The organism is Candidatus Cloacimonadota bacterium (assembly GCA_020532085.1).
In the GTDB taxonomy this organism is placed as follows: Bacteria; Cloacimonadota; Cloacimonadia; order Cloacimonadales; family Cloacimonadaceae; genus Syntrophosphaera.
Window position 1 is genome coordinate 1 of the sequence record JAJBAV010000009.1, and the last position, 24443, is coordinate 24443.

The following is a 24443-nucleotide window of genomic DNA, read 5'->3' on the forward strand; positions in this document are numbered from 1 at the left end:
TGTAGCATAAGCTTCAGCTTGTTGGGTGCCCGAGATTCATCTCGAGGCACAAGGATAAACACAGAGGCACAGAGACACAGAGACACAGAGGGGTTTAATTGTAGCATAAGCTTCAGCTTGTTGGGTGCCCGAGATTCATCTCGAGGCACAAGGATAAACACAGAGGCACAGAGACACAGAGACACAGAGGGGTTTAATTGTAGCATAAGCTTCAGCTTGTTGGGTGTCCGAGATTCATCTCGAGGCACAAGGATAAAAACAGAGGGACAGAGAGACAGAGAGGGGGTGACGTGGTGACGGGGTTACGTTCGGCCGTCTCACAGGAGTCACGGACGTCCCCGTCCGTGAAGACCCGCAGGGGCTTGGTGTTGGGTTCTGAAAGGCCCTTTGGGCCTTGGCAGACGGGGACGTCTGCCGCTCCATTTATGCGGTCGACCGGGACATCGACCTTCCGGGATGTCTCAGCTGAAGATTCCACCATTACGTCATTCCGGAATGACGGAGCGGCTGAAGGCTTAGCGCAGGATTCCGACCCTGCGAAAAGCCCAAACGCAGCATTGGAATGCTGCGCCACGGCCACGTCACCACGCCACCACCTCTCTGTCCCTCTGTTTTTAAAACCCCTCTGTGTCTCTGTGCCTCTGTGTTTATCCTTGTGCCTCGAGATGAACCACCCCACGGACTCGCTGCGCTCCTCCGCGAGGACCCCGGGAATCTCGGGCACCCAACAAGCTGAAGCTTATGCTACAATTAAACCCCTCCGCTTATGCTCCGCTTTTACCCTGTTTTCTCTGTGTTAAAGTCCTTTTCTCTTTTTCTCTGTTTCTCTGCGCACTCGGGGTTAAAAAGTCACTCATTCAGCCAAGCCCAGCTTGTAGGCCCTGGCCAGCCAGCGTTGCCGGGTTTTCGCGGATGACAGCTTCACCGAGCCGAAATAGCTGCTGCGGACTGGTCTGATCCCGCAAAAGCGCAAATTGGCGTTCATCATTTTGTAACCGGGGTCTTTAAGATAAAAGCGGTAATAAACCGGGGGACCATCCATAGTTACCAAAAGCCGGGCCGATCTTCCCTGGAGGAGTTTGTCCCAGCCCACCGCCAGGCCCTTCCGCTGGCGGTATTTATAGGCAAAACCGGGCAGCAGGATGATCTCCAGGAAGAGCTTCAGCAGCGCCGGCGGAGTGGCCCACCAGTTCGGATAGGCGAATACCAGCAGCCCGCAGGCTGAAATCTGTCTTTGTACGGCCAAAAGTTCTTCCGACAGCTCTACCTTTTGCTTCTGGCCATGCTTAAGGTAGGGGGCGAGGTCCAGCGCGCTCAGCATGACAGATTCCACTTCGTGGCCCGCGGCCAGGGCGCCTTGGCAATATTCATCTGCCAAAGCATGGCAAAAACTGTCTTCCCGCGGATGCGCTTTGATCAGCAATATCTTCATGTATCCTCAGTTTCCCCACTGCGGGATCCGGGGCCTTTCCGCGCGGTTCATTGCAGCTCCGGGGTTGCGCGCACCTTTTCCTGCCAGTCGTTGGCGCGGTTGTTGATCTCGTCCAGCCATTCCTGGGTGAAGCGGGTTTCAACGTCCTCGATCCTGTTCATGGCCTCCAGATGGTGCTGGCGGGCGGCGATGGTCCACCAGACGTAGGCTTCGAGGTCGCTCTGCTGGGAGCCTTTGCCTTCCCAGCGGGCCAGGCCCAGCTGGTATTGGCCCTCGGGGTCGTTGCTGTAGGCGTATTTGTAAAAGACCTGCACGGCTTTTTCCTGATCCCGGAAGGAAGTGGAGGCGGAATAGAGGCGGACGGCCTCATCGAGTTCGGAAAGCTTTGCGGGAGCGGGTTGGGCCGGCTGTTCCCCACGGGGTTGCTGTTCCGGGGGCGAAGCAGTTTTCTCCTTCTCTTGGCAGGCGGCGGCGAAAGCCAAAACAAGTCCCAGAAGCAGGATCAGTGGCCAGAGGTTGGATCCGCGCATGTGATGTCCCGCGTGATGGATCAGCGGTATTGGTAGATCATCCAGCCTTTGGTGCCCAGGGCGAGGAAGATGAGGTCGCCGTCCAGGGCGACGTCGAAGATCTCCATGTAGGGGTGGGTGATGGTTCTGAGGTCATTCACGCGGAGGGGGTTGGCCACATCGAGGATCTTGAGGCCACCCTGTCCGAGGGCGAGGTAGAGCAGGTTGTCCTTCAGTTCGAGGTCGCGAATGTCGTTGGAAAGGCGGGTCTGGAAGATGAGGCGGGGGTTGTTCATGTCCGCGGCGTTGATGGCGAGGAGTTTTTTGCCGGCGCCCAGCCAGACGATGTCGCCGTTTTTGGCCATCACGGTGGCGTCGGTGATCTCGTAATTGACCCCCATGCTGATGGGAAACTGGAGGTCGGAGATATCCACGGTCACCAGCCCGAAATCGTTCAGGGCCCAAAGGTAGGGATATTCGGCGATGAAATCGCGGATGCCCCACTTTTCGGAAAAGGTGCTTTTAAGTTCGCGCATCCCGCCCTTGCCGATGTCGATGATGTCGATGCCCTTGAAGCGGTCAGCCACGTAGAGCATCGAGCCTTCGCGGGTGATCTTGTTGCCCGGCACGGTATTGGTGAAATAGATGGTGCCGGGGTAGGAAAGGGTGTCCACGGTGGAAACGAGGTTGGCGGGGTCCTGGCTGCAGATGTAGATCTGGTTTCCGCCCAGCATGTTCACATCCTCGATGATGTATTGGGAGCGGAAGACGGCCTCGAGGCGCGGCGACCAGGGGTTGAAGATGGAATGGATCCAGATGTAATTCTGGTTGCGGAGGATCACCTGGTCTTCCTGAAAGTCGATGTTATATGGCTGGACAGTGGTATCATGCACCAGCAGCTGCGGGATGCGGAAATCGACGGCGAGCGCCGGGCCGCAGGCGGCAAGCACCAAAACAAGCAGCAGAATGTGTTTCATCTGTCACTCCTTCGTGGATGTGAGGCAGCCGCGCGGGCTGCCAGAGTATATACCCGGCAGGCGGGTGTTTCCTGCATCATTTCAGCAGTTGCCGGATGATGTCGGCGGAGGTCATGCCCTCAGCCTCGGCGGCAAAGGAGATCAGCACCCTGTGGCTGAGCACGGGCAGCGCCACGGCTTTCACATCCTCTTCCGAGGGGGTGAGGCGTCCGTCCAGCGCGGCCCTGGCCTTGGCGCCCAACACCAGATACTGGCTGGCGCGGGGTCCGGCGCCCCAGTTGATCCATTTGGCCAGTTCGGGATCGAGATCGGGATTTCCGGGGCGGGTGAGGCGGGCCAGCTTAACCGCGTATTCCAGCACGTGGGAACTGAGCGGCATGGCGCGGATGGCGGCCTGGAAGGCGATGATCTGGTCCGCTGAAAGCAGGGGACGCGGTTCTTCCGGGGCGGCGCCGGTGGTGGTTTGCACGATGGTGAGTTCCTCTTCATAAGAGGGATAGCCGATGTTTATATAGAGCATGAAGCGGTCGAGCTGGGCTTCCGGCAGGGGATAGGTGCCTTCCTGTTCGATGGGGTTTTGGGTGGCCATCACGATGAAGGGCAGGTCCAGCGGACGGGTCACGTTGCCGCTGCTCACCTGGTATTCCTGCATCGCCTGCAGCAGCGCGGCCTGGGTTTTGGGCGGGGTGCGGTTGATCTCGTCGGCCAGGATGATGTTGGCAAAGACGGGGCCCTTGATGTATTGGAATTCCCGCCGCTCGCCGCCGCTGAGGGAGACCAGGATGTCCGAGCCGGTGATGTCTGAAGGCATCAGGTCCGGCGTGAACTGGATGCGGCCAAAGGAGAGGTTGAGGGCTTTGGCGATGGTTGAGATGAGCAGGGTTTTGGCCAGGCCGGGCACGCCTTCGATGAGCATGTGGCCGTTGGCGAAGAGGCCGATGAGCACTTTTTCCACCACGGCGTCCTGGCCCACGATCACCTTGCGGATCTCGGCCAGCAGTTCCTGCTTTACACTTTTCAATGATTCGATCTTGCCGATCATGGCTTCACTGTTCATATATCTTGTCTCCACGGATGATTGCTTTCAGCACCTGGCTGCCACTGGCGGCGATGGCGGCAAAGCCGATCACGCCGATGAGGATGGCCGTTAACACGTGCGCGAAAGCCATGATCGCCGAAGCACTGTCTTTTGTCAATGCAAATCCCACCGAGAAGATGATGATCATCATCCATTCGTTGCTGCCCAGCTGGGCCGGGGGCTGGGGCAGGGCGTAGGACAGATTGATCAGGGTATAGCCGAAAAGCACGTAAACAAAAGGAAAATCCACCCCGAAAGCCCGGAACAGGAGATGAAAATAGAGGCCGTCCAGGCCCACTCCGACAGCGGTGAGCAGCACGGCCACCAGCAGGCGCGACCAATGCTGTTCAAACACATTCAGGCCGCGGATGAAGACGTCGATGTAGCCGAAGATCTGCTCCCGCCAGCGCCGGGGCAACCAGGCGAAAAACACCCGCAGAAACCTCACCACTGCTTCCTTGCGCCACACGGCCAGCAACAGGATGCCCAGGGAAAGCAGAAACACCAGGCCCAGCAAAACCAGCAGCACCGTGAGCCCGGCGGAAACGCGGATGCGCAGCAGCGGCACCATCACCAGCACAAAGAGGATGCCCAGGGTGTCGAAGGTCTTGTCGATGAAGATGGAGGGCAGCACATTGAGCAGGGGCAGGCCATGATTGCGTTTCACAAACCAGGCCTTCACCACCTCGCCGGCGCGGATGGGGATGAGGTAGTTGATCCAGTTTCCGCCCATGCTGTAAAGGAAGGTGCGGCCCGGTGAAATGGCGGCCTGGGACCTCAGCAGCAGATTCCAGCGCCAGCTGCGGACGAAATAGGCGCTCAGATAGGCGATGGCGGCGAGGACCACCAAGTTTGGCCTCACCTGGCGGATGTTGGCCAGCACGGCGTTGACGTCGATGCTGCGCAGCCAGAGCCAGATCAGGGCCAGGCCCAAAAGGAGGCTGGCGATCAGGAACAAAACGCGCTTGCGGGACATCAGCTCCAGCCCGGCTCAGCGCTCAAAGACCATCCGGAAATGGTGCGCCCAAACCCGTTTCAGGGCTTCCGGCGCGGCTTTTTCCAGCCACTGGTAGGCCCGCATCCGTTCGTCGAAACCAGGATCGTCGCCCAGATAGTGGCTGAGGATGCTGATGGCCTCGCCGTCATCTTGCTTTGGCCGGGCCAGCTTTTTGGGCAGCAGCCACTGGGGCAGCCATTTGGCCAGCAATTCCTCTTTGGTCATGCCGATGTCCGGCCAGGGCGGGCAGTCGAAACAGCCGGATTCGGCGAGCTTCCAGCCCAGGGCTTTGAGCAGGCGGATGATCGAGGGCGGATCGATGTTGTCCAGGCGGAGGTCCGGATATTTGGCGGCGCTGTAGTCCTTCAGCTGCATCTTGTAGCCCAGCCCGGCGCGGTTGGGCACGCTGATGAAGATGGCTTTGGAGGTCACTCGCGAGAGTTCCCGCAAAAAGCTGTTCAGGTCCGGAACGAACCAGAGCGCGGAAAAGGAAAAGCTGAGGTCGAAGGCCTGGTCGGGATAATCGAGGCGTTTGAAACCCGGATTGTGACGCGCGGTGAAGGAGCGGTCCAGAGTGCGCCAGAGGTTGCGGATCAGTTCCAGGCGGTGGGTGTTGTCATCCTCCAGGGTCACTTCCAGGCCGGCATCGGCCAGGGCGACGAGGTTGATCCCGCTGATCCCGGTGAAACCGAAAGAAGGGCTTTCCAGCACGCTCTGGGCATCATATTTGGCCGCGGTGGCCAGCAGCAGGTCGTTGAGCACGATGCGTTCATAGGAAGAGCCCAAACCTTCGTGGGGGTTGTCGAAGAACTTTTCCCAGGCGTTGATGATCGGGATGGCCATTATTTGCCCAGATAGTCCGCGATGGTGATCCGGATGTCCGGAATGGTGTAAGTGGGGGTGAGGCCCATCAGTTCGTAGGTATCGGCCACCTGATAGAACCAGGAGCGCGAGATCAACTGGAAGCGGCTGATCCAGAGTTCGTTTTTCACCAGCCTGGCCGCCTGTTCGCCCCAGCGGAAGAAAAGGCGGTCGAGCTTGAGGATGGAGCCGTAGTTTTCGCCTCTCAGCTCTCGGGAAATGAAGTTCACCAGCTGCTGCAGCTGCACCGGCTCGCGGTCGGCCACATTCATTGCCAGGCCGGGTTTATAGTCGTTCAGCAGCAGCCAGGTGAAGGCGCGGGAGATGGTGTCCACGTGGCAGAGATGCAGCCAGACGCGTTTATTGATGAGGGGAAAGCGGTTGGCGTGGACCATTTTCACCATTTGGTAGGGGAAGCCGCGGTCGCGGATGCCGTAGGTAACGGAAGGGCGCAGGATGGCGGCTTTGAGGCCCCGCGTGACCATCCGCTGGATCATCTTTTCGCTTTCGATCTTGGTGTAGTGGTAAAAATTGTCCGGATTCCGCTCCGTTTGGTTGTTCGCGGGCAATTCCTCCGGGATGGCGCCGAAAACTCCCACCGAAGAGCAGAACATGAATTTGGCGTTGTGCTGAAGGCAGTGTTCCGCCAGGGCCTGGGTGCAGATGTAGTTGGCCCGCAGATACTCCTGGTGGTTGAATTTGCGTCCGCCCCGCAGCGCGCCGATGTGCAGCACGGCGTCGAAGGCGTTGTCTTTCAGCCAGGATGTGAGTTTGGAGGTGTCCGCCAGGTCCAGCTTCACGATCTCCAGCTCGGTGCGGAAGGCCGCGTAGCGCTCGGGAACCGTTTCCGGGCGGATCAGCGCGGTGATGTGGTAGTCGGTTTTGGCGGCCAGGACACTGTTCAGCACCGCCCTTCCTATCAGTCCGGTCACGCCGGTGATCAGCAGCCGGGGCATCTATCCGAAGATCCTTCGCAGCCAGCTTTTCTTCTTGCGGCGGGATTCGTGGCTGGCGCGCAGATACACATATTTGAAGGGAACGTTTTCGCCGGCGAGGATCTTGGCGGGAAAATCCTGGGTGAGCAGTTGGACCACGGTGGGGTCCAGTTCCTCCATGAGCAGTTCCAGGGCCTGGAAATACGCGCCGTAGGGCGCTTTGGCGTGGTCGTCCGAAGCCAGGAAATGCGCCCAGCCGTTGCGCAGCAGCAACCAGGCGGTCTGGCGCACCTTTTCGCCGTAGAGCCCCAGCAGGCTGCCGGCGTTCACCTGCATGTAGATGTCGCGCCGGATCAGGTCCTTGGCGTCGTGCACATTTTTCATGATGCTCACATAGCGTTCGGCGTGGGCCAGGATCGGCTTGTAGCCTTTGCGGAGCAGGGGGTAGAGGTTTTCGTAAAAATCCGTCGGCAGGCCGTTGAGGTCCGATTCCACCAGGATGTAGCGGGAGTTTCCCAGCCTGAGGTTGTGCTGTTCGATGTCTTTCAGGCTGAAAGGATGGAGGTAGATCTCAAAACCCGGATGGAGCCTGATCCCCAGGCCTGCACCCTTCGCCAGTTCCCGCAGCCGGAGCAGTTTGGCGTCGTAATCCGCGCGCTGGTACTGATAGTGCCCCGGCATGAAGTGGGAGGTGAGAAAAGCGTCAGAGATGCCGCCTTCGGCCATCAGTTTCAACTGGTCCAGCGACTTTTCCTCAGAATCCGAGCCGTCGTCAATTTGGGGCAGCAGGTGGCAATGAATGTCGATCATCGCTCAGGGCAGATTCTCCTTGATCATTTGCACAAACTCCACCAGAACCTCCGTATGCTCAAAGGGGCTTATCATCCGCTCACTTTCGTCCAGCAGCTTCTCCACCGCCTGGCGCGCTTTGTCGAAGCCCAGAAAGCCGGTGTAGCTGTTTTTGGAGGCGGGAACGTAGTCTTCATCGAAATCGATGTCCTCGCTGCCGCGGTTGTAATCTTTGTTGATGTCCTCGATCATCTGGTAGGCCAGGCCAAGGTTCAGGGCGTAGCTGTTCATGATCTGGCGCGTGTTTTCCTCCGCCCCGGCCAGCACGCAGGCCATGTCCGCGGCCGCCTGCAGCAGCGACCCCACCTTTTTGGAATCTATGTAGCGCAGCGTGTTCAGTTTCATCACCCGGTGCTTGCTTTCCAGGGCCACGGCCTGGCCTCCGATCATGCCGTAGGACCGGGTGCTGGTGGAAAGGATGCGGATGCAGGCCAGAGCTTTGGAAGGCGGGGTGATATCGCCCAAAACCTCGAAGGCGAGAGCGTAAAGAGCGTCTCCGGCCAGGATCCCCACCGTATTGTCGTATTTGATGTGCAGCGCCGGGGCCGCGCGCCGCTCCGTTCTGTTCATCAAAAGGGGCAGATCGTCATGCGTCAAAGCCGCGCTGTGGGCTATTTCCAGCGCTGCGGCGGCCTTCACCGCCTCCGCCAGGCCCTTGCTCTTTTTCATCCCGGTGAGCATCTCATACATCGAGAGCAGCAGCAGCGGGCGCCAGCGTTTGCCGCCGGGGAAGATCGCGTAGCGCGTGGCTTTCTTGAGTTCCTTGGCTGGAGCCGTCTGCGGGCTCGCGTATTGTTTCAGACTGGCTTCGATCATTTCCAAACGTGTCTCAAAATACTTCTGTAACAGCAAGTTATACTCCTGATGGCGGTTTCTCTCACTTTTCGGCCATTATGGTTTTCCCTACTCTGACACAGCCAATATTGTCAAGTTTTTTGTTCGCTCACGTGCCAATTTGCTCCGCTTGGCAGGTGATTTTGCCCGAAATCGGGCTGGGAATCAATATCCGGCTGTGTTTCATCGCCCTGAACCTCCTCCCCTTCAGGCCTTGTCCGCCCGGGATGGCATGGCAGACCGGCATTGACTGACAAAGCCGGGATCGAAACATTTTCCTTGACCTCCGGCAGAGGCGACCACATTCAGTTTCCAGAGGAAAAATGACGCGGACCGGAAAGATCATCGACATCGATTGCCAGTGCGGCACCAGGCTTTTCCGCTATTACAAGGCGGGGAAGGGGAGGCTGATCAAATGCCTGATCAGCCGGCTGAGTGAAGACCGGGTGGGCCTGGCGGGCGCGGAAACCTTTTCCCGGCCCGTCTGTCCCGGCTGCGGCCGCGAACTGGGCATCGTGATGATGATCCACGGCGAGCCGGCGCTCAAACTGAATCAGGGCACGATCAAGAGCGTGAGGGTCTGATCCGGCGCGAAGTCAGAACACGGCCTGGCGCGTGAGGAGGTAAGGCCGGATCAGAGGGGCAGCGAAACCCTTTTTCCCGTTTTGGCGGATTGGTAGATGGCCTGGATGATCTCCACGGATTTGCGTCCGTCGCGTCCGTCGGTGAAGGGTTTTCCCATGTCCAGCAGAACGTCCACCACGTTGCGGTAATAGGGGTTGTGGCCGAATCCGTAAACGTTCGGCGGCTGGTAATTGGCGTCCAGGGCGATGCGGTCGTCATCGTCGTATTCCTCAAATTCCCATTTTTCGATCTTGTTGACGGCCACGCCGCCCACTTTCACGGTGCCTTTTTCGCCGATGATGGTGATGGAGCCCTCGAAATTCTTGGGATAGGTGAGCATGGTTACGTTGAGGGTGGCGATGATCCCGGAGCGGAAATGGAGGATGGCGCAACCGGTGTCCTCAGCCTCGATCCGGCGGGCCATGGTGGCGGTGTAGGCCATCACGCTGTCCACATTCCCCAGCAGCCAGTACATGGCGTCCACGTAGTGGCTGGCCTGGTTCATGAAAGCGCCGCCGTCGAATTCCCAGGTGCCGCGCCATTTGGCGGCGTCGTAATAATCCTGGGGGCGTTGCCAGAAGACGTTGGACTGGGCCACGAAGATACGTCCGAAGCGGTTTTTGTCCACGGCGTTTTTCAGCAGCTGCATGGTGCTGTTGAGGCGGTTTTGTTTCACCACGAAAAGTTTCACGTGGTTGGCGTCGCAGGCCCTGATCAGTTTGTCCGCGCCGTCGATGTTGATGCCCATGGGTTTTTCGGTGATCACGTTGAATTTGTGTTTGGCCACGTCGATGCCGATCTGGGGATGGATCCCGCTGGGGGAGCAGATGCTCACGGCGTCCAGCTCTTCCTTGTTCAGCATTTCCAGATAGTCGGTGTACCAGGTTTTCACGCCGTAGGTTTCGGCGGCGAGGCGGGCTTTGTCTTCGTTCAAGTCCGCGCAGGCCACGAACTCGGCCTCGGGGATCTGGGAAACTGCTTCAAAGTGGTTTTTGGAGATGCGGCCGCAGCCGATCAAGCCTAATCTGATCTTTTTCAATTCTTGGCTCCTTGGGGGGGATTTTGGAGATACCAGGCGCACATTTCCGCCACGCTGGAGGCGATGCTGGTGGTCTGAACAAAGCCCGCGGCGCGGATCCTGGCGGCGAGGAAATTGGTTTCGGTGGCGAATTTCTTCATGCGGTCGCTGTTGATGGGCAGGTCGATCCCCAGCAGTTTGGCGGGGAGGTCGAAGATCCTGCCAATGCCCACGGCCAGCTGGATGGGGATGGTCACGCGGGGCATCCGGAATCCGGGCTGCGAGGCGATGAGGCGCATCAGTTCGTGCAGGGTGAGGTAGGGCTCGTCCACGCAGTTGAAGTGCTGAAAGCCCGGCTGGAGCAGGCCCAGGGCGAAAATGACCATGCCGGTGACTGTGTCCAGCGAGACCACGCTCTTCACGTGGTCGCCTTTGCCCACCATCACCCAGGGGCGGCGGTGCATCGTGTCCAGCAGTTTATACATGTTGGCAAAGTTGTGGGGGCCGAAGATCACGGTGGGGCGCAGGACGATGAGCTCTCGGAGCGGATCTTTCTTTTGCCAGTCCACGCAGAGCAGTTCGCCGGCCAGCTTGGATTCCCCGTAGGGATGGTCCGGCGCGTAAGGCGCGTCCTCATCAGCGGGGCCGATGGGATGCCCGAAGACGGAGACGGTGCTCAGGTAAACGAGGCGCCGGATCCCTCTCTGGGAAGCGAATTCGAGCAGGGTCTTGGTCCCGTATTTGTTGTGGGAAAAATAGTCGCCGCGCTTGATGCCGAAATCGTGTTTGGCAGCGGCACAGTGGATGATAAGGTCAAATTCGGCGTTGTTTTCCAGCTCGAAAGCGCCGGCCACGCTTTTCAGGTCGGCCGGGGTGCGGATGTCGCCGATCAGGGTTTTGGGATGGGGAACGGCGTCGCAGTGGGCGCTGAGATCGATCCCCTGAACCTGATGGCCCAGGCGGTCGAGCTCCCACATCAGCCGGGAGCCTACAAAGCCGTTGCTGCCTGTGATAAGTAAATTCATTGGTGCAGGGCGTCTCCTAACGCACCGGGTTCCAGGTGTTGGCCCTCGTTCTTAGCAGATAGCGCACAAAAGCCGCCAGCGACGACCAGATCATCGCCACCAGATAGGCCGGAACGGTGCTCAGCGGCAGGCGCCGGCCTCTGGCCTGAAAGACAAGGCCGAGAGCTCCCAGACCGTAGATCAGGGCCTGGAGTAAAAAGGTGACCCGGTAAAACCATATTTTTAACAGCAAAGCGGAGGCAAGGAATCCTGTCAACACAAAAACGAAGAAGAGCCAGCGCAGCAGCTTGTGGGAAACCAGCTGAAAGCTGGTGGCGGGATGGCGGAAAGGGTTGAGCAGCTTGAGGTTGCGCTCCAGCACATACCATTCGCGGGTGACGATGCGGATCTTGCGCGCCATTTCCTGGCCCGCGGCTTCCGTTTCCCGCTCAAACACGTTGGCGCGGGGTTCATAAGCCGCCAGGAAGCCACTTTTCAGCACGGTGAGCACACGCTCGAAATCGTCCACGGACTGGGGATCCACGGGCTGGAAGTGGTCGCGGCGGATGAGGAAGAGCGAGCCGTTGGCGCCGATGAGGGAGTGAAAATCGCTGTCCAGCTGTTTGAGCCGGGATTCGTAGCGCCAGTAGAGGCCTTCGCCGGATTTTTGACCCTCGCCGGGGATGAGGCGCAGTTCTCCGGAAACAACGGCCAGGCGTGGATCGGAGAGCATTTTGGCCACTAGCAGCCTCAGGGCGTCCGGCGCGAAAATGGAGTTGGCGTCGGTGGAGAGCACGTAATCGCAGTCCAGACGCGGGATCACCAGATTGTGGGCGGAAGGTTTGCCCTGGCGGGGTTTTTGCACCACCAGTTCAACATTCTGGCTTTCAAAACGGCTCACGATCTCATTGGTGCGGTCGGTGGAATCGTCCGAGATCACGATCATTTTCAAGCGGTCGGGGGGATAGTCAAGGGCCAGGAATGATCTGATCTTGGCCTCGATCGCGTCCTCTTCGTTGCGGGCTGGGCAGAGCACGGTAACGCGGGGAAATTCAGTTGGCTCGGGCGGATTCTGCCGTGTCTTCTTCCGGAGGCGGTTGAAAACGGCCAGGATGAAGGGATATCCCGCCAGATGGTAAACCAGGGCGGCCACGGAGATCCAGAAGAGCACTTGCGCGATGATCATATTCGGTTTTTTTCCTGCCGCCGATCCCGGCTGGAATTAGTGGGTGCCGAAATCCAAGGCGACAGGCGCAAACTCAGGGAAAGGCCTTTTCTGTCAAGCAATTTGCCGCTTCCGCAAAGAAACATTTGACACCGGCGGGCGGCGGATAATTCTGTACTCCATGGCAAGGCTTTGGTTCTCGAACAACTGCTCAGGGGATACTGGGACATAACATTATGCCCGGGATCAACCTGAAGAAAAACATCCTGCTGGGTGGCAGCTCCAGATTGCTGATCATGGGGCTGTCTTTCCTTTGCAGCTGGATCTCGGCACGTTTTTTGGGAGTGGAGCTCAAAGGCCAGTACAGCTATCTGGTAACCCTGGGCGGGTTCATCTGGATGGCGCTGGATCTGGGTCTGTACCGCAGTTATCCCTATCTGATCCGCAAACATCCGGACAAACTGAACAGCCTGCTGGGCTGGGCGATCATCTCCTTCGCGCTGGAGACTTTGATCCTGGCGGCTTTGGGACTGGGTTTGCTGCGATTCTGGAACTCCATCCTGGGCTTTGCCTTCGATCCGCTATACATGCTGCTCTTCATTGGCTTCATCACCCTCACCAAGCTGTTCATGCACCTTCAGAGCCTCTATCTGGGCATGGACCGCGTCGGGCTGCACTCGCTGGGGCACATCCTCAATTCCTTTGCCTGCCTGCTGCTCTTTGCCCTGGGCTATTTCCTCTTCCGGGGGGAAGGACGGCTGGCCTTCATCCTGGGCTCGGTGCTGCTGGGTTTGGCGGCGGCCAGCCTCTTCTTCCTGCTGGCCAAAAGCTGGGGCAATCCGTGGCGGGAATGGCAGCCGCGCTTTGTGCTGGGATCCTACAGATTCGGGATCCGGGTGTTCCTTTCCAGCCTGCTGATCATGCTGCTGATCCGCGCGGACATTGTCCTCATCAAGCATTTCCTTGGCTTCAGGGAGGTGGGGATCTACGCGATCGGAGCCCATATCGTGGACATGCTGCAGGCCGCGTCCAACGTGGCCGGAGGCCTTCTCTTCGTGAAACTTTCGGATACCGCGGACGACCGCGCCAAATGGGTTTTGATGAAGAAGATGCTGATGCTGTTCTTCGTCTTTCTCACCCTCACCAACCTCGGCTTTGCCCTGCTGGGCAAGTGGGTGCTCCAAACCCTTTACGGAACTGACTTTGTGCCTGCCTACGGGGTGTATCTTTGGCTGATCCCGGCCAGTTACGGGCTCAGCTTCGGCTCGCTGTTCAACAACTATCTGAACAGCAAGGGCTTCCCCGTTGCCACCATCTTCATCGCCGGACTCGCCCTGATGGTCAACATCGGGCTGAACCTGCTGCTCATCCCGGTTTGGGGAATATACGGGGCTGCCCTCGCCACCGACATTGCCTATCTGCTCTGGTTTGTACTGATCATCTCTTATGAACAGCGCAGCAGCGGTGGCCGGATGTTGCCCTGCCTGGTCCCGGCCAGAACCGACTGGCGCGATTTCAGCCGGGAGCTTCTCTCCGCCTTGCATGTGCGGAACAGGAACAAGCCGGGCAAGGGTCATTCCAGATGAACGGACCAATTCGGGAAATCCTGATCATCCACACCTGGGGCATTGGCGACCTGATCCTGCTTACGCCGGCGTTGAGAGTGGCTAAAAAGCTGCATCCGGAACTGCGGATCACCCTGCTGGTCTTTCCCCGCCAGGCGGCCATCCCTGTTCTGGAAGCGGATTACGTGGATGAGATCGCTTATGGGGGCTGGAAACCTCTGACCCTGGCGCGAACGATCCGGTTTTTGTGCAGGAAGAGGTATCACGCGGTGATGTTCACTACGGGAGTAAAGCCTTGGAAAGCTTGGCTTTTCATGCTGTTATTGAAAGCAAAACATAAGATAAGTGAACACAGTAATATCAAATATCCGGGTTTAACCGATTATGTTCCCTATTCCAGCCCAGGTCCCAGAACGCGCAACAACTACGAACTGCTCAGGGCGGTGCTGCCTCTGCCGGGTTGGGAGGAAGCGCTGCGGCGCCAGGAAGAGCTGGATCTGGCCACTGCTTTCGCACTCAACGAGGCCCACCGGAACTGGGCGGAGGACTATCTCCGGGAACAGGGTCTGGCCGGCAAACCCATATTGGCGATCCATCCCGGCTGCATGGCGCGGAACAAGTTCAGGCGCTGGCCGCAGGAGTATTTCGCCGAACTGATCAGGGCTGTAAGGCAGGACTTTGACTGCCACACGGTGGTGATCGCCGGCCCGGATGAAGAGGACGTCGGCCTTTTTCTGGCACGGATCGAGGGGGTCCATCTGCTCCGAAGGACGTCCCTGGCCAACGTGGCGGCCTTCATCGCCCGCTGCCAGGCATTTGTGAACACCGATTCAGGCCTGGGGCACATCGCCTCCTGTTTCCGCATCCCCTCGCTCACCATCTTCGGGCCCGGAGACGAAGCCCAGACGGCACCCTTTTCACCCAACAGCCAGGTCGTAAGGCTTCCCATCCACTGCGCGCCCTGCGTGAGGAGCAAGCAAAGGAACTGCCAGGCGGAATGCCTCACCGGGCTGAGCCCCCAAAAAGTATATGTTGCCCTTAAACCTATCCTGGACAGCGTTTTTGCCAATGATACCTAAAGTTATGGTTTAAATCCTCCGGCCTTGCTCCCGCCAAATGGCCGCACCTGACGCGGGCATCAGGCGGGGGGCAAACCACCGGTCTCCCTGCCCCGGTTTGGGAACGAGCCACAAATCCCAAGACCCTCCCAATTCAGGCCTTCTTTCAAATCCAGTGGGTAAAGCCCGTGAGGGCGACAGAACGATAGCGAGGGTGTGGAGAGAGCTTAGCGATCGGAACCCCTCGTTAGGAGAGGTAGGTACACCTTGAAGCAGCACCGAACCCCAGCCCAGGCCCACTCTTCAGTGAGCCTGGGCCGGGGTTCGGGAGAAAATGAACTGACTCAGCTTTTTGTCAATTGAGGGGCTTACGCGCCCTCGCTATCGTTCTGTCGCCCTCCGGGCTGCTGGCTGCTTTAGCGCCTTCACCCACTTGATTTGAACGAGAGCCTTGATCCATCATGCCCCGGTGATGTGAAGCCCATGTCCAGGCAATGCCCGGCTGGAACTTTACCCGGACGTCATCACTTCAGGGGTGGGCTGTTCAGAGCTAAGAGGGAGGCGGGTAAAAACTGGCGAAGGAACGGCTCAGGGGAAAAGCTGCAGCAGCTGCCGGGAGATCTCGGCCCGGGAGAACTGGTTGATTATTGGTGAGGGGGCCATGGTCTGGTGAGGATCCCTTAAAAGCTGGTTCAGAGCACGTGCTATGGCATCCGGATCGGCGGAATTAACATGCAGCCCCAGCCCGGTTTCACGCAGCAGGTCCCCGATGATCGATCCGGGAGCGCCGATCGAGAGTATGGGCTTGCCCGCCCGCAGCAGTTCAAATAGTTTGCCGGGGTAGTCCTGCTCGGAGGCAGGGCTGTTGTCCCGGATGATCACATTCGCCCAGGCGCCGAGGATGTGTTCCAGCGCGGTCCGGTGAGGCTGGTATCCCAGATGGTCATAAGTCGTTATCCCCTTCGCTTCGATCCTGGCTAGCAGCTGGGGGTCGATCGTGCCCACATGCACCAGCCGCAGGCCGGGAATTGACGCGAGCTCCATTCCGGCGAAGAGCTGGAGCGGATCACCGTAATTGCGGTCCATCCTGCCCATATAGACCAGGGTCGGTTCTGGATATGGCACAGGCAAGAGGCAGGCAAAATCGTCCTCATCATAGCCGTTGGTGATCACCCTGGACTTATCTGCCGCCCAGGGATATTTTTCCGCGTAAAGAAACCGGGTGCGAGGGGTTACGAACACCGCAGCATCGCAGGTTTTGAGGACCTTGGCATCGGTTTTTTCGATGCGCTTCATTCTGAAGGGCAGCACTTTTTTGTCCAGCAGGGGCGCGAACTGCCAGGCGTCGCGGTAATCGGCCACCCAGAAGATCTTTTCCTTAAACCGCTTTTTCAGCCTGATCCCGGCCAGGAAGGAGGAGTAGGGATAAGCCGTGATATAGAGATTGCGGATCTGGTGGCGGCGGATGATCCGGGCCGCTTTCCAGGCGGCGAAGGGCATCCAGCCGATCTGTTTATCGATGGGCCAAAGGAGGTCATTGATGAATTTCGCCAGGGTCCAAAACCCCCTTGAGAGCGGGTTTTTGGGCATGGTGTCGGCAAAGCGGGTGCTGGTGATCCGGCTCACGTTGCGGCTGCGGATGCCCAAGCCGCCCACCCGGTGGATATGGGCTTCGGGGGGAATGTCGACCAGCAGGGAATGATCAGTTTCTTTCCGCACCGGTTTGTTGGGCACGACAGCGTGCACTTCCCAGCCTTCGCGGCAGGCGTATTTGAGGAATTTCAGCGCCCGCTGGACGCCGCTCAAGCCGGTGGGCGGAAACTCGTTGATGATCATCAGCAGTTTATTGTCGCTCATACACTTCCCTCACCCGGCCGATCAGCCCGGGCAACATGAAATCCTTCTGGACCCGCGTTTGCCCAGCCCGGGCAAGCTGGGCGGCGAGTTCCGGTTCCTGGATGAATCTGGCGATCCGGTCTGCCAGGCTGGCAGCGTCGCGGGGCTGGGCGAAAAGAGCTTCCCGGCCTTCTTCGAAGAGGCCGTGGATGCCCTGTCTCTCAATGCCCAGCACCGGCAGGCCGGCATCCATCGCCTCCAGGAACACGATGCCAAAGGTCTCGCTGTAACTGGGCAGCACGAAGAGGTCGAAGTGCTGATAAAGGTTGCGCACGATATGGTTATCCAGCCCGCCGGCCAGCCAAATGCTGCCACCCAGCCCCAAAGCCCTGATCCGCGCGTTCAGAGCCGCGCGTTCCGTTCCCTTGCCCACGATCACCAGCTGCAGGTCCAGCCCTTTGTCTGTGAGGATCTTAACCGCTTCGATCAGATAAGAGAAGCCCTTTTCCGGGGTCAGGTTGCCCACGGATATGAGCTTGTGGCTGCCCTCCCGCAATCCTGCTCTCACCGGGGTAAGTTCCTCCTCCCGGCAGTTGGGGTTGGGGCCGATCGCGTTGCCCAAAACGCTGATCCTGGCTGCTTCCAGATGCGGCAGCAGCCAGTTTTTAAGCCGCGCGTTGACGGTGAAAGCGTGATCCCAGCGGGCCAGCGCTTTGGGCAGGGTCTTGCGGTAAAAGGGCAGCAGCCGGTTTCCGCCCAGGCGGTCGGGGTGGGTGCGGATGTTGTGGAGGGTTAGGAATTTTGGGGTTTCCACCCGGTCCAGCCAGGTTTTCAGCCAAAACAGCTCAGGGATGTGGCGGAAATCGTGAACGTGGATGAGATCCGGCCGGAAGCGAGTCCCGACCAGTCTGGCCACGGGCAGGGCAAAGGCCGGGAAGCTGGCAAAGGCCGATAGAAACGGGACCTTCCGGGCCGGGTAGGTGATCGAGCAGACGGAAACCAGGCCCTGGCCATACCGCTCCACCCGGAAACTGCTGCCAATGTGGAACGCGATCACCAAAATCTGGTAATGCGGTGCCAGCGCGTCAACCTGGTGTTTCACGAAGATCCCGTTCAGGTTGTCCTGACGGGTGGGGTAGAGGTCGCTGAGGATCAGTAATTTTTTCATTTTGCCTGTTCGTGCGGGGCATTTGCCCCCACGCCAAAGCCAGCAACGGGGCAGGCGGTTTTTTGACAAGCTTTTTTTGGCCGGAGCAGGCTGAGGGCTAATTCTCGCAATTCCCTTGACTCATGGGGCAGGCCGGAAATATTGGTGCGGAATTCTGATTTGTTAAGCGAGATTATATGGAAAACAGCGCCAAAACAGCGGTATCGAACTTTATCCGCACGATCATAGACAAGGACCTGGCCAGCGGCAAACACAGCCAGGTGGTCACCCGCTTCCCGCCGGAGCCGAACGGTTATCTGCACATCGGGCACGCCAAATCGATCTGCCTCAATTTTGGCCTCGCCAGAGACTACGGCGGGGTCTGCCATCTGCGTTTCGACGACACCAACCCCATCAAGGAAGACATCGAGTATGTGGATTCCATTCTGGCCGATGTGCGCTGGCTCGGATTCGACTGGCAGGACAAGCTTTTTTACGCCTCCGACTACTTTGACCAGCTCTATGCCTACGCCGAGATCCTGATCCAGAAAGGCCTCGCCTACGTTTGTGACCTCAGCCAGGAAGAGATCCGCGCCCACCGGGGCACCCTCACCGTCGCGGGCCAGGACAGCCCTTACCGCAACCGAAGCGTGGAAGAGAACCTGGACCTCTTTCGCAGGATGCGGGACGGCGAGTTCGAAGAGGGGACCAAATCCCTGCGCGCCAGGATCGACATGGCCTCTCCGAACCTGAACATGCGCGATCCCGTGATCTACCGCATCAAGAAGGCCGAACACCACCGCACCGGCGCCAAGTGGGTGGTTTATCCCATGTATGATTACACCCACTGCATTTCCGACGCCATCGAAGGGATCACCCATTCCATCTGCACCCTGGAGTTCGAGGACCACAGGCCCCTCTACGACTGGTTTCTGGACCAACTCCCCGTGCCCTGCCACCCGCAACAGATCGAATTCGCCCGGCTGAACCTGAGCTACACCGTGATGAGCAAACGCCGCCTGCTGGAATTGGTGCAAACCGGCACGGTGAAGGGATGGGACGATCCGCGCATGCCCACCATCGCCGGCATGAGGCGCCGGGGCTTTTCGCCGGAGGCGATCCGGGAATTCGCCGACCGCATCGGAGTGGCCAAAGCCAACTCCATGGTGGATTTCGAGCTGCTCCAGTTCTGCGTGCGGGAAGACCTGAACAAGCGCGCCAACCGCGTGATGGCGGTGCTGGAGCCGCTGAAGCTGACCATCGAGAACTATCCCGAGGACAAGTTTGAGGAACTGGAAGCCGATAACAACCCCGAGGACGCCAGCGCCGGCAAACGTTTGGTGCCTTTCGGAAAACATCTGTTCATCGAGCGCGGCGATTTCTCCGAGAACCCCGCCAAAGGCTGGTTCCGCCTCTCACCGGGGGCCGAGGTGCGGCTCAAACACGCCTACTACATCACCTGCAAGGAAGTGGTCAAAGACGCCGCCGGCCACATCACCGAGATCATCTGCAGCCACGATCCGCAGTCCCGGGGTGGCTGGACACCTGACGAACGCAAGGTGAAAGGTACCATCCACTGGGTGAGCGCGGCCCACGCCATCGACGCCGAGATCCGGCTCTACGACCAGCTTTTCACCCTGGCCGATTTCAACGCCATGGAAGAGGGCAGGGATTACCACGATTACCTGGATCCGAATTCGCTGAAAGTGCTCTCCGGCTGCAAGCTGGAGCCTTCCCTGGCCGCGGCTGAGCCGGGAGACAGATTCCAGTTCATGCGGCAGGGATATTTCTGCGCGGATGACGATTCCACCCGGGAAAAACCTGTCTTCAACCGCATCGTGACCCTCAAGGACAGTTGGGCCAAGCAGAGCAAAAAAGGTTGAGGGGATCCTCCCGGGAGGGAGTATCATCTGCGGACGGAGCCATCCCCAAAAGGGAGTTCCGCGGCTTTACGGAAAACACATTCCGGGAGGAAGAATGAACAAACTAGCGATTATGATCGCCATACTGGCCCTGGCGGCGCTGCCGGCCTGGGCGGAAGCGGGCTGGGCCACGCTGAACAGCGCTGAACACGGTTTCAGCCTGGATTATCCTGATGACTGGGACGCGCAGATCAATGAAGACGCCCTGCTGGCCCTCAGCAAACTGGAAGCCGACCTGCCGCTGGTGATCGCCGTAGCCGCGGAAGCTGATTCCACCAGCGCGGAAGAGGGGATCATGCCCGCCTACCTGGAAGCCGAGATGGCTTCCCTGGAACAAGAGATCTCCGCCTTGGGATTTGGAGATGCGGTTACCTTGGAACGCGGCTACAGCCAGGTGAACAACCTGCCCGCCTACGTGCTGGACCTCAAGCTCGATTTCATGGGCATGGCGGAAATGCGCATGTACAACGTGATCGTCGATCTGGGCCCCAGCCTGGTCTTGCTTTCCTTCTCCGGCGAAAACGGCGCCTACAATAACAACGCGGACATCTTTGCCAGGATGCGGAACAGCCTCAGGCCACTAAGCGATGGCCTGGAGCCTGCTCCAGCGCCTGAGGGTCAGGAAGAATATTGAGCTAAACTGGTTGGATGCCCTCAACTGGGATTGGGGGTCGCCGGTTCTTCGGGCTGCCCGGGTTTATCCTGGGGCGGCTCTTTTTTATCCGCGGCTTTTTCCGGCTTGGGCATCGTGTACAGGGCTATTCCGCCCAAATTGCTGAAGATCATGGCAATGTCCGTGAGGGTGCTGCCCACGATGATCCCGGCGAACGAGGCGACAATGATGATGGAACCAAGCAGCCGGGGTCTGGTGGAGAAGGAAAGAAAGGCGAGGATGGTAATCAGGATGGCCAGGATGGCCGCCACTATGAAGAATTCCTGGGTGCTGCTGAACTCGTAGGTCCAGATGCCCTTGATTTCTTTGGATAACAGTGATACCAGCGCTGCCGCCACCACGATGAGGCCGCCGAGCATGGCCAAAATGCTGCCAATGTATTTCATGTTTGCTCCAGTTTTCAATTTTCCCCCATTAAACTTCAAGTCCCCGTAATGTCAACAGAATTTTCTTTCCGAGGGCGCGCAAAAAAGAGGTGGACAGAATTTCCAGCCTGCAAAAAGCTGATACCGGGAGGAAAAAATGAAGTACAAAGTGATCCTGATCAAGATCGACCACCGCAGCACGGAAGCCGCGATCGTGCAAAACATCCTCACGGAATACGGCTGCAACATCAAGGTGCGGCTCGGCTTGCACGAGGTTTCCAAGGAATTCTGCGCCAACGACGGCCTGATCGTGTTGGAAGTGGAAGGCGACAAGCGGAAACTGAACACCATCGTGAAAAAACTCAACGCGGTGGAGTATGTGGAAGCGCAGTTGATCGAGATGTAAGCGTTCCCCTTCGGGGGCAACCAGCGTATCCGGCGCTCAGCCTGGAACCCCATCCTTGCAAGCATTGCGGGGATGAGGCCCGGTTCGGCGCCTGATCTTTTATCCAGCCGAAAAGCGGGGCAGATGGGGCTTGGACGGCGTTAATGGCTCTTGCGCCCGCCAGCTTGGGCCTCAAACCGCTTCAGGCAAGAGGGGCGGACTTACTGGCTCAGTTTGGAATCTGTGATCTCGATGAAGCGGGCAAGGTTTTTATCCAGGTTTTTAAGGTCTTCCAGGGTCTGGCGTTTGATCTCCACTTTGGTGGGCGCTTCGCTGGCCAGCTGCTCCAGTTCCAGGCGCGGCGTCTGGGTGAAGAATTCCGCCAGGATCTTCGTGATCTCATCCTTGTAGTCTGCCAGGGTCTTGAAATTGGTGCTGCCGGTAACTTTGAGCAGCAGCTTGAAACCTTCCTTCACTTCGCAGCTGGAGGTGCCGAGCGCGATCCCGGAGGTGCTGCTTTCCTTCTTGACCCGGGCCTTGATCCGGTCCCAGACCTTGTCCAGGTTGGCTTGGTTGAACTCCAGTTTGTTGCTGGGAGCGGGTTCGGCGGTCCGCGCGGGTTCCGGCTTTTTTTCCGGGCCGGGTGTCGGTGCCGGTCTGGCCGCCGGAGAAAGGGAGATGCTGGCCGGGGCAGAGGACACGGTGCCGGAAGAGAGCTTGGCGATCAACTGGGCCACATCCTCCATCTCATCCAGCTTGCAGAGCTTGAGCATCATCAGTTCGAAGATCAGATAAGGGTTTCCGCTGCTCTTGATCTCGTTTCGGGCCTGCATCAGCATGCTCATGATGTAGAGCAGGTTTTCCCGGCTGAAGAGGGCTGCGATCTCGTCGTAGAGAGGATATTCCTCACTGGTGACCTCGCTGGGCGACATCCCTATCTTGCGCAGGATCACGATGCGGACGAATTCCATCATGTTGTTCAGAAATTCCTGCAGGTCCACGCCTTCCTCAAATATGGACTGCAGCCTTTCCAGCAGGGCGGAGTTTTCCCTCGCCTGGATCAGCCGCAGCAGTTCGCAGTAGATCTGGGTGGGGATGAGGCCGAAGATCTCGCGCACCTTGTCGATGCTGACTTTGTTTTGGCAGTAGGAAAGCACCTGGTCGGTCAGCGACAAAGCGTCGCGCAGGCTGCCGTCGGCCTTGCGGGCGATCATGTGCAGCGATTCCGCGTCGATCTCGATGTTTTCCTCCCGCATCAGCTCCTTGAGCCGTTTCACGATGGAATCGATCGGGATGCGCTTGAAATCGTAGCGCTGGCAGCGGGAGATGATGGTGGCCGGAACCTTGAAGGGTTCGGTGGTGGCAAAGATGAAGAGCACGTTTTCCGGCGGTTCCTCCAGAGTTTTGAGCAGGGCGTTGAACGCGCTTTTGGAGAGCATGTGCACTTCGTCGATGATATAGATCTTCCAGGGTGACTGGCTGGGGGCGTAAAGCAGCTCGCGCTGCAGCTCGCGGATGTCGTCCACCCCGGTGTTCGAGGCGCCGTCGATCTCGATCACGTCCGAAGACGTACCGGCCGCGATCTCCAGGCAGTTGTGGCATTTGTTGCAGGGGGTGACGGTGGGCCCTTCCACGCAGTTTAGGTTTTTGGCCAGGATGCGGGCCATGGAAGTTTTTCCCACTCCCCGCGGCCCGGTGAAAAGATAGGCGTGGGCGATGCGGTTGCTGAGAATGGCATTGTGCAGTATTTCGGTGATGTGTTCCTGCGCGTAAACCTCGCTGAAGGTTTGCGGGCGGTATTTTCTGGCAAGTACGATATAGCTCATCTGTGCTCCGTCGTCATTCTTTTTCAGCCCGGTCTTTCAGGCAAGCATTTTCTGCTGGACAAATTCAGCCGCTTCATTTATGGGGATTCTACCCGGCCGTTGCCGGGACAATCCTTTTAAATGATTAGCTGTGAGGTTTAGAGATGAAACTGGAAGGAAAAGTGGTGATCGCCCAGGGCGGAGGCCCGACGGCCGTGATCAACCAGTCTTTGGTGGGGGTAACCCTGGAGGCAAGGAAATTTCAGCAGGTCACACGGGTTTACGGAGCGCTTTACGGCGTGCAGGGCATCGTGAACGAACAGTTCATCGATCTCACCCAGGAAACCACGCACAATCTGGAACAGGTGGCCGACACACCCTCCTCGGCGCTGCTTTCCACGCGCGACAAACCGGACGAACAGTACTGCCGCGAGATCTTCCGGGTGCTCAAAGCCCATGACGTCCGCTATTTCTTCTATATCGGCGGCAACGATTCCGCCGATACCGTGCGCATCGTGAATGAACAGGCCAACCAGGCCGATTACGAGTTCCGCGCCATCCACATTCCCAAAACCATCGACAACGACCTCGTGCTCAGCGATCACACCCCTGGCTACGGTTCCGCGGCCAGATTCGTGGCCTCGGCCTTCACCGGGGTGAACCTGGACAACCGCGCCCTGCCCGGAGTCTACATCGGTGTGGTGATGGGGCGTCACGCCGGTTTTCTCACTGCCGCGGCGGCCCTGGCCCAAAAGTATCCCGATGACGGCCCCCATCTGGTTTACCTGCCCGAACGGCCCTTCAAACAGGAAAATTTCCTGGCCGACGTGAAACGCGTTTACGACCAATTCGGACGCTGCGTGATCGCCGTTTCGGAGGGGATCGTGGACGAACACGGCACGCCCATGATGACCATTCTCACCAAAAACAGCGAAACCGACGCCCACGGCAACGTGCAGCTTTCCGGCACCGGAATGCTGGGCGACCTCCTCGGTGACCTGGTGAAGGAAAAACTGCAGATCAAGCGCGTGCGCTCCGACACCTTTGGCTATCTGCAGCGTTCTTTCATGGGCTGCGTTTCGGATGTGGACCAGCGCGAGGCCCGCGAGGTGGGCGAACGCGCCGCCCATTACGCCATCTGGTACAATCTGGACGGCTCCATCTCCATCCAGCGCACGGGATTTTACTCCGTGAACTACCAGCTGGAAAAGCTGGCTGACGTCGCCCGCAAAACCCGCCACATGCCTGATGAATACATCAATTCCAGCGGCAACGGGATCACCGACGAATTCAAGTATTACCTGCGACCGCTGCTCGGCTCCGGTTTCGCCTCCGCGCACAGGCTCCGCGCCCCCAGGGTGGCAAAATTGCTTAAGGGAAACACTTGACATTAAGTCGCGCAAT

The 24443-nt window shown here is 58.6% G+C and carries 24 protein-coding genes; 7 read left to right on the forward strand and 17 right to left on the reverse strand.

Annotated features, from left to right (window positions below; all coding sequences use genetic code 11):
• Positions 1 to 853 precede the first annotated feature (853 nt).
• From LHW45_03585 to LHW45_03630, 10 genes are all read right to left on the reverse strand, one after another.
• On the reverse strand, positions 854 to 1432 hold the full coding sequence (locus tag LHW45_03585) for an NAD(P)H-dependent oxidoreductase (protein ID MCB5284659.1): 579 nt from the start codon (positions 1430 to 1432) through the stop codon (positions 854 to 856).
• A gap of 47 nt (positions 1433 to 1479) precedes the next feature.
• On the reverse strand, positions 1480 to 1962 hold the full coding sequence (locus tag LHW45_03590) for a hypothetical protein (GenBank protein ID MCB5284660.1): 483 nt from the start codon (positions 1960 to 1962) through the stop codon (positions 1480 to 1482).
• A gap of 20 nt (positions 1963 to 1982) precedes the next feature.
• Entirely contained in the window at positions 1983 to 2918 is a 936-nt protein-coding gene (locus LHW45_03595; protein MCB5284661.1) for a hypothetical protein, read from the reverse strand.
• Between the two features lie 76 nt (positions 2919 to 2994).
• Complete coding sequence (locus tag LHW45_03600; GenBank protein ID MCB5284662.1) at positions 2995 to 3975, reverse strand: MoxR family ATPase; 981 nt, start codon at positions 3973 to 3975, stop codon at positions 2995 to 2997.
• A complete protein-coding gene (locus tag LHW45_03605) occupies positions 3965 to 4972 on the reverse strand; it encodes a flippase-like domain-containing protein (protein MCB5284663.1) in 1008 nt (335 codons plus the stop codon). Before LHW45_03605 ends, LHW45_03600 begins: the two co-directional genes overlap by 11 nt.
• 15 nt (positions 4973 to 4987) lie before the next feature.
• On the reverse strand, positions 4988 to 5836 hold the full coding sequence (locus LHW45_03610) for a class I SAM-dependent methyltransferase (protein ID MCB5284664.1): 849 nt from the start codon (positions 5834 to 5836) through the stop codon (positions 4988 to 4990).
• Positions 5836 to 6810 carry an NAD(P)-dependent oxidoreductase gene (locus LHW45_03615; protein MCB5284665.1) on the reverse strand — a complete coding sequence of 325 codons (975 nt, stop codon included), beginning with the start codon at positions 6808 to 6810 and terminating at the stop codon, positions 5836 to 5838. Before LHW45_03615 ends, LHW45_03610 begins: the two co-directional genes overlap by 1 nt.
• A complete protein-coding gene (locus LHW45_03620) occupies positions 6811 to 7599 on the reverse strand; it encodes a capsular biosynthesis protein (GenBank protein MCB5284666.1) in 789 nt (262 codons plus the stop codon).
• 3 nt (positions 7600 to 7602) lie between these two features.
• Positions 7603 to 8490, reverse strand: coding sequence for a polyprenyl synthetase family protein (locus tag LHW45_03625; protein MCB5284667.1), 888 nt, complete (start codon positions 8488 to 8490; stop codon positions 7603 to 7605).
• 74 nt (positions 8491 to 8564) lie between these two features.
• A complete protein-coding gene (locus tag LHW45_03630; protein ID MCB5284668.1) occupies positions 8565 to 8777 on the reverse strand; it encodes a hypothetical protein in 213 nt (70 codons plus the stop codon).
• Between the two features lie 18 nt (positions 8778 to 8795).
• Here LHW45_03630 and LHW45_03635 point away from each other — a divergent pair, with 18 nt between their 5' ends.
• Positions 8796 to 9056 carry a hypothetical protein gene (locus tag LHW45_03635; protein MCB5284669.1) on the forward strand — a complete coding sequence of 87 codons (261 nt, stop codon included), beginning with the start codon at positions 8796 to 8798 and terminating at the stop codon, positions 9054 to 9056.
• Positions 9057 to 9106: 50 nt separating this feature from the next.
• Here the strand turns inward: LHW45_03635 and LHW45_03640 are convergent, their stop codons facing one another.
• The 3 genes from LHW45_03640 to LHW45_03650 are packed head-to-tail and all read right to left on the reverse strand — an operon-like array spanning position 9107 to position 12304.
• A complete protein-coding gene (locus LHW45_03640; protein MCB5284670.1) occupies positions 9107 to 10135 on the reverse strand; it encodes a Gfo/Idh/MocA family oxidoreductase in 1029 nt (342 codons plus the stop codon).
• A complete protein-coding gene (locus tag LHW45_03645) occupies positions 10132 to 11139 on the reverse strand; it encodes an NAD(P)-dependent oxidoreductase (protein ID MCB5284671.1) in 1008 nt (335 codons plus the stop codon). Before LHW45_03645 ends, LHW45_03640 begins: the two co-directional genes overlap by 4 nt.
• A gap of 16 nt (positions 11140 to 11155) precedes the next feature.
• Positions 11156 to 12304 (reverse strand): glycosyltransferase family 2 protein, encoded by a 1149-nt coding sequence (locus tag LHW45_03650; protein MCB5284672.1) that lies wholly within the window; start codon positions 12302 to 12304, stop codon positions 11156 to 11158.
• Between the two features lie 215 nt (positions 12305 to 12519).
• Here LHW45_03650 and LHW45_03655 point away from each other — a divergent pair, with 215 nt between their 5' ends.
• On the forward strand, positions 12520 to 13869 hold the full coding sequence (locus tag LHW45_03655) for a polysaccharide biosynthesis C-terminal domain-containing protein (GenBank protein MCB5284673.1): 1350 nt from the start codon (positions 12520 to 12522) through the stop codon (positions 13867 to 13869).
• Positions 13866 to 14927 carry a glycosyltransferase family 9 protein gene (locus tag LHW45_03660; GenBank protein MCB5284674.1) on the forward strand — a complete coding sequence of 354 codons (1062 nt, stop codon included), beginning with the start codon at positions 13866 to 13868 and terminating at the stop codon, positions 14925 to 14927. Before LHW45_03655 ends, LHW45_03660 begins: the two co-directional genes overlap by 4 nt.
• Before the next feature lie 567 nt (positions 14928 to 15494).
• Here LHW45_03660 and LHW45_03665 read toward each other — a convergent pair.
• Positions 15495 to 16763, reverse strand: coding sequence for a glycosyltransferase (locus tag LHW45_03665; protein ID MCB5284675.1), 1269 nt, complete (start codon positions 16761 to 16763; stop codon positions 15495 to 15497).
• Positions 16750 to 17910 carry a glycosyltransferase family 4 protein gene (locus LHW45_03670; protein ID MCB5284676.1) on the reverse strand — a complete coding sequence of 387 codons (1161 nt, stop codon included), beginning with the start codon at positions 17908 to 17910 and terminating at the stop codon, positions 16750 to 16752. The genes LHW45_03665 and LHW45_03670 overlap by 14 nt, the downstream gene beginning before the upstream one ends.
• A 176-nt stretch (positions 17911 to 18086) precedes the next feature.
• Between LHW45_03670 and LHW45_03675 the strand changes: the two genes are divergently transcribed.
• Both LHW45_03675 and LHW45_03680 read left to right on the forward strand, forming a co-directional pair.
• Positions 18087 to 19772 carry a glutamine--tRNA ligase/YqeY domain fusion protein gene (locus tag LHW45_03675; GenBank protein ID MCB5284677.1) on the forward strand — a complete coding sequence of 562 codons (1686 nt, stop codon included), beginning with the start codon at positions 18087 to 18089 and terminating at the stop codon, positions 19770 to 19772.
• A gap of 94 nt (positions 19773 to 19866) precedes the next feature.
• Entirely contained in the window at positions 19867 to 20445 is a 579-nt protein-coding gene (locus LHW45_03680) for a hypothetical protein (GenBank protein MCB5284678.1), read from the forward strand.
• Between the two features lie 20 nt (positions 20446 to 20465).
• Here LHW45_03680 and LHW45_03685 read toward each other — a convergent pair whose 3' ends face one another.
• The gene (locus tag LHW45_03685; protein MCB5284679.1) at positions 20466 to 20870 is read right to left on the reverse strand and encodes a hypothetical protein; all 405 of its coding nucleotides are present in this window, start codon (positions 20868 to 20870) and stop codon (positions 20466 to 20468) included.
• A gap of 136 nt (positions 20871 to 21006) precedes the next feature.
• Here LHW45_03685 and LHW45_03690 point away from each other — a divergent pair, with 136 nt between their 5' ends.
• Complete coding sequence (locus LHW45_03690; GenBank protein MCB5284680.1) at positions 21007 to 21255, forward strand: hypothetical protein; 249 nt, start codon at positions 21007 to 21009, stop codon at positions 21253 to 21255.
• Between the two features lie 200 nt (positions 21256 to 21455).
• Here LHW45_03690 and dnaX read toward each other — a convergent pair whose 3' ends face one another.
• Entirely contained in the window at positions 21456 to 23060 is a 1605-nt protein-coding gene (dnaX, locus tag LHW45_03695) for a DNA polymerase III subunit gamma/tau (GenBank protein ID MCB5284681.1), read from the reverse strand.
• A gap of 143 nt (positions 23061 to 23203) precedes the next feature.
• Here dnaX and LHW45_03700 point away from each other — a divergent pair, with 143 nt between their 5' ends.
• A complete protein-coding gene (locus LHW45_03700; protein ID MCB5284682.1) occupies positions 23204 to 24427 on the forward strand; it encodes a 6-phosphofructokinase in 1224 nt (407 codons plus the stop codon).
• Positions 24428 to 24443 lie beyond the last annotated feature (16 nt).

Excerpts from the sequence above, each read along its gene's own strand:
- LHW45_03585 (MCB5284659.1), bottom strand. The coding sequence starts at position 1,432 with ATGAAGATATTGCTGATCAAAGCGCATCCGCGGGAAGACAGTTTTTGC.
- LHW45_03590 (MCB5284660.1), bottom strand. The coding sequence starts at position 1,962 with ATGCGCGGATCCAACCTCTGGCCACTGATCCTGCTTCTGGGACTTGTT.
- LHW45_03595 (MCB5284661.1), bottom strand. The coding sequence starts at position 2,918 with ATGAAACACATTCTGCTGCTTGTTTTGGTGCTTGCCGCCTGCGGCCCG.
- LHW45_03600 (MCB5284662.1), bottom strand. The coding sequence starts at position 3,975 with ATGAACAGTGAAGCCATGATCGGCAAGATCGAATCATTGAAAAGTGTA.
- LHW45_03605 (MCB5284663.1), bottom strand. The coding sequence starts at position 4,972 with ATGTCCCGCAAGCGCGTTTTGTTCCTGATCGCCAGCCTCCTTTTGGGC.
- LHW45_03610 (MCB5284664.1), bottom strand. The coding sequence starts at position 5,836 with ATGGCCATCCCGATCATCAACGCCTGGGAAAAGTTCTTCGACAACCCC.
- LHW45_03615 (MCB5284665.1), bottom strand. The coding sequence starts at position 6,810 with ATGCCCCGGCTGCTGATCACCGGCGTGACCGGACTGATAGGAAGGGCG.
- LHW45_03620 (MCB5284666.1), bottom strand. The coding sequence starts at position 7,599 with ATGATCGACATTCATTGCCACCTGCTGCCCCAAATTGACGACGGCTCG.
- LHW45_03630 (MCB5284668.1), bottom strand. The coding sequence starts at position 8,777 with ATGTGGTCGCCTCTGCCGGAGGTCAAGGAAAATGTTTCGATCCCGGCT.
- LHW45_03635 (MCB5284669.1), top strand. The coding sequence starts at position 8,796 with ATGACGCGGACCGGAAAGATCATCGACATCGATTGCCAGTGCGGCACC.
- LHW45_03645 (MCB5284671.1), bottom strand. The coding sequence starts at position 11,139 with ATGAATTTACTTATCACAGGCAGCAACGGCTTTGTAGGCTCCCGGCTG.
- LHW45_03650 (MCB5284672.1), bottom strand. The coding sequence starts at position 12,304 with ATGATCATCGCGCAAGTGCTCTTCTGGATCTCCGTGGCCGCCCTGGTT.
- LHW45_03655 (MCB5284673.1), top strand. The coding sequence starts at position 12,520 with ATGCCCGGGATCAACCTGAAGAAAAACATCCTGCTGGGTGGCAGCTCC.
- LHW45_03660 (MCB5284674.1), top strand. The coding sequence starts at position 13,866 with ATGAACGGACCAATTCGGGAAATCCTGATCATCCACACCTGGGGCATT.
- LHW45_03665 (MCB5284675.1), bottom strand. The coding sequence starts at position 16,763 with ATGAGCGACAATAAACTGCTGATGATCATCAACGAGTTTCCGCCCACC.
- LHW45_03670 (MCB5284676.1), bottom strand. The coding sequence starts at position 17,910 with ATGAAAAAATTACTGATCCTCAGCGACCTCTACCCCACCCGTCAGGAC.
- LHW45_03675 (MCB5284677.1), top strand. The coding sequence starts at position 18,087 with ATGGAAAACAGCGCCAAAACAGCGGTATCGAACTTTATCCGCACGATC.
- LHW45_03680 (MCB5284678.1), top strand. The coding sequence starts at position 19,867 with ATGAACAAACTAGCGATTATGATCGCCATACTGGCCCTGGCGGCGCTG.
- LHW45_03685 (MCB5284679.1), bottom strand. The coding sequence starts at position 20,870 with ATGAAATACATTGGCAGCATTTTGGCCATGCTCGGCGGCCTCATCGTG.
- LHW45_03690 (MCB5284680.1), top strand. The coding sequence starts at position 21,007 with ATGAAGTACAAAGTGATCCTGATCAAGATCGACCACCGCAGCACGGAA.
- dnaX (MCB5284681.1), bottom strand. The coding sequence starts at position 23,060 with ATGAGCTATATCGTACTTGCCAGAAAATACCGCCCGCAAACCTTCAGC.
- LHW45_03700 (MCB5284682.1), top strand. The coding sequence starts at position 23,204 with ATGAAACTGGAAGGAAAAGTGGTGATCGCCCAGGGCGGAGGCCCGACG.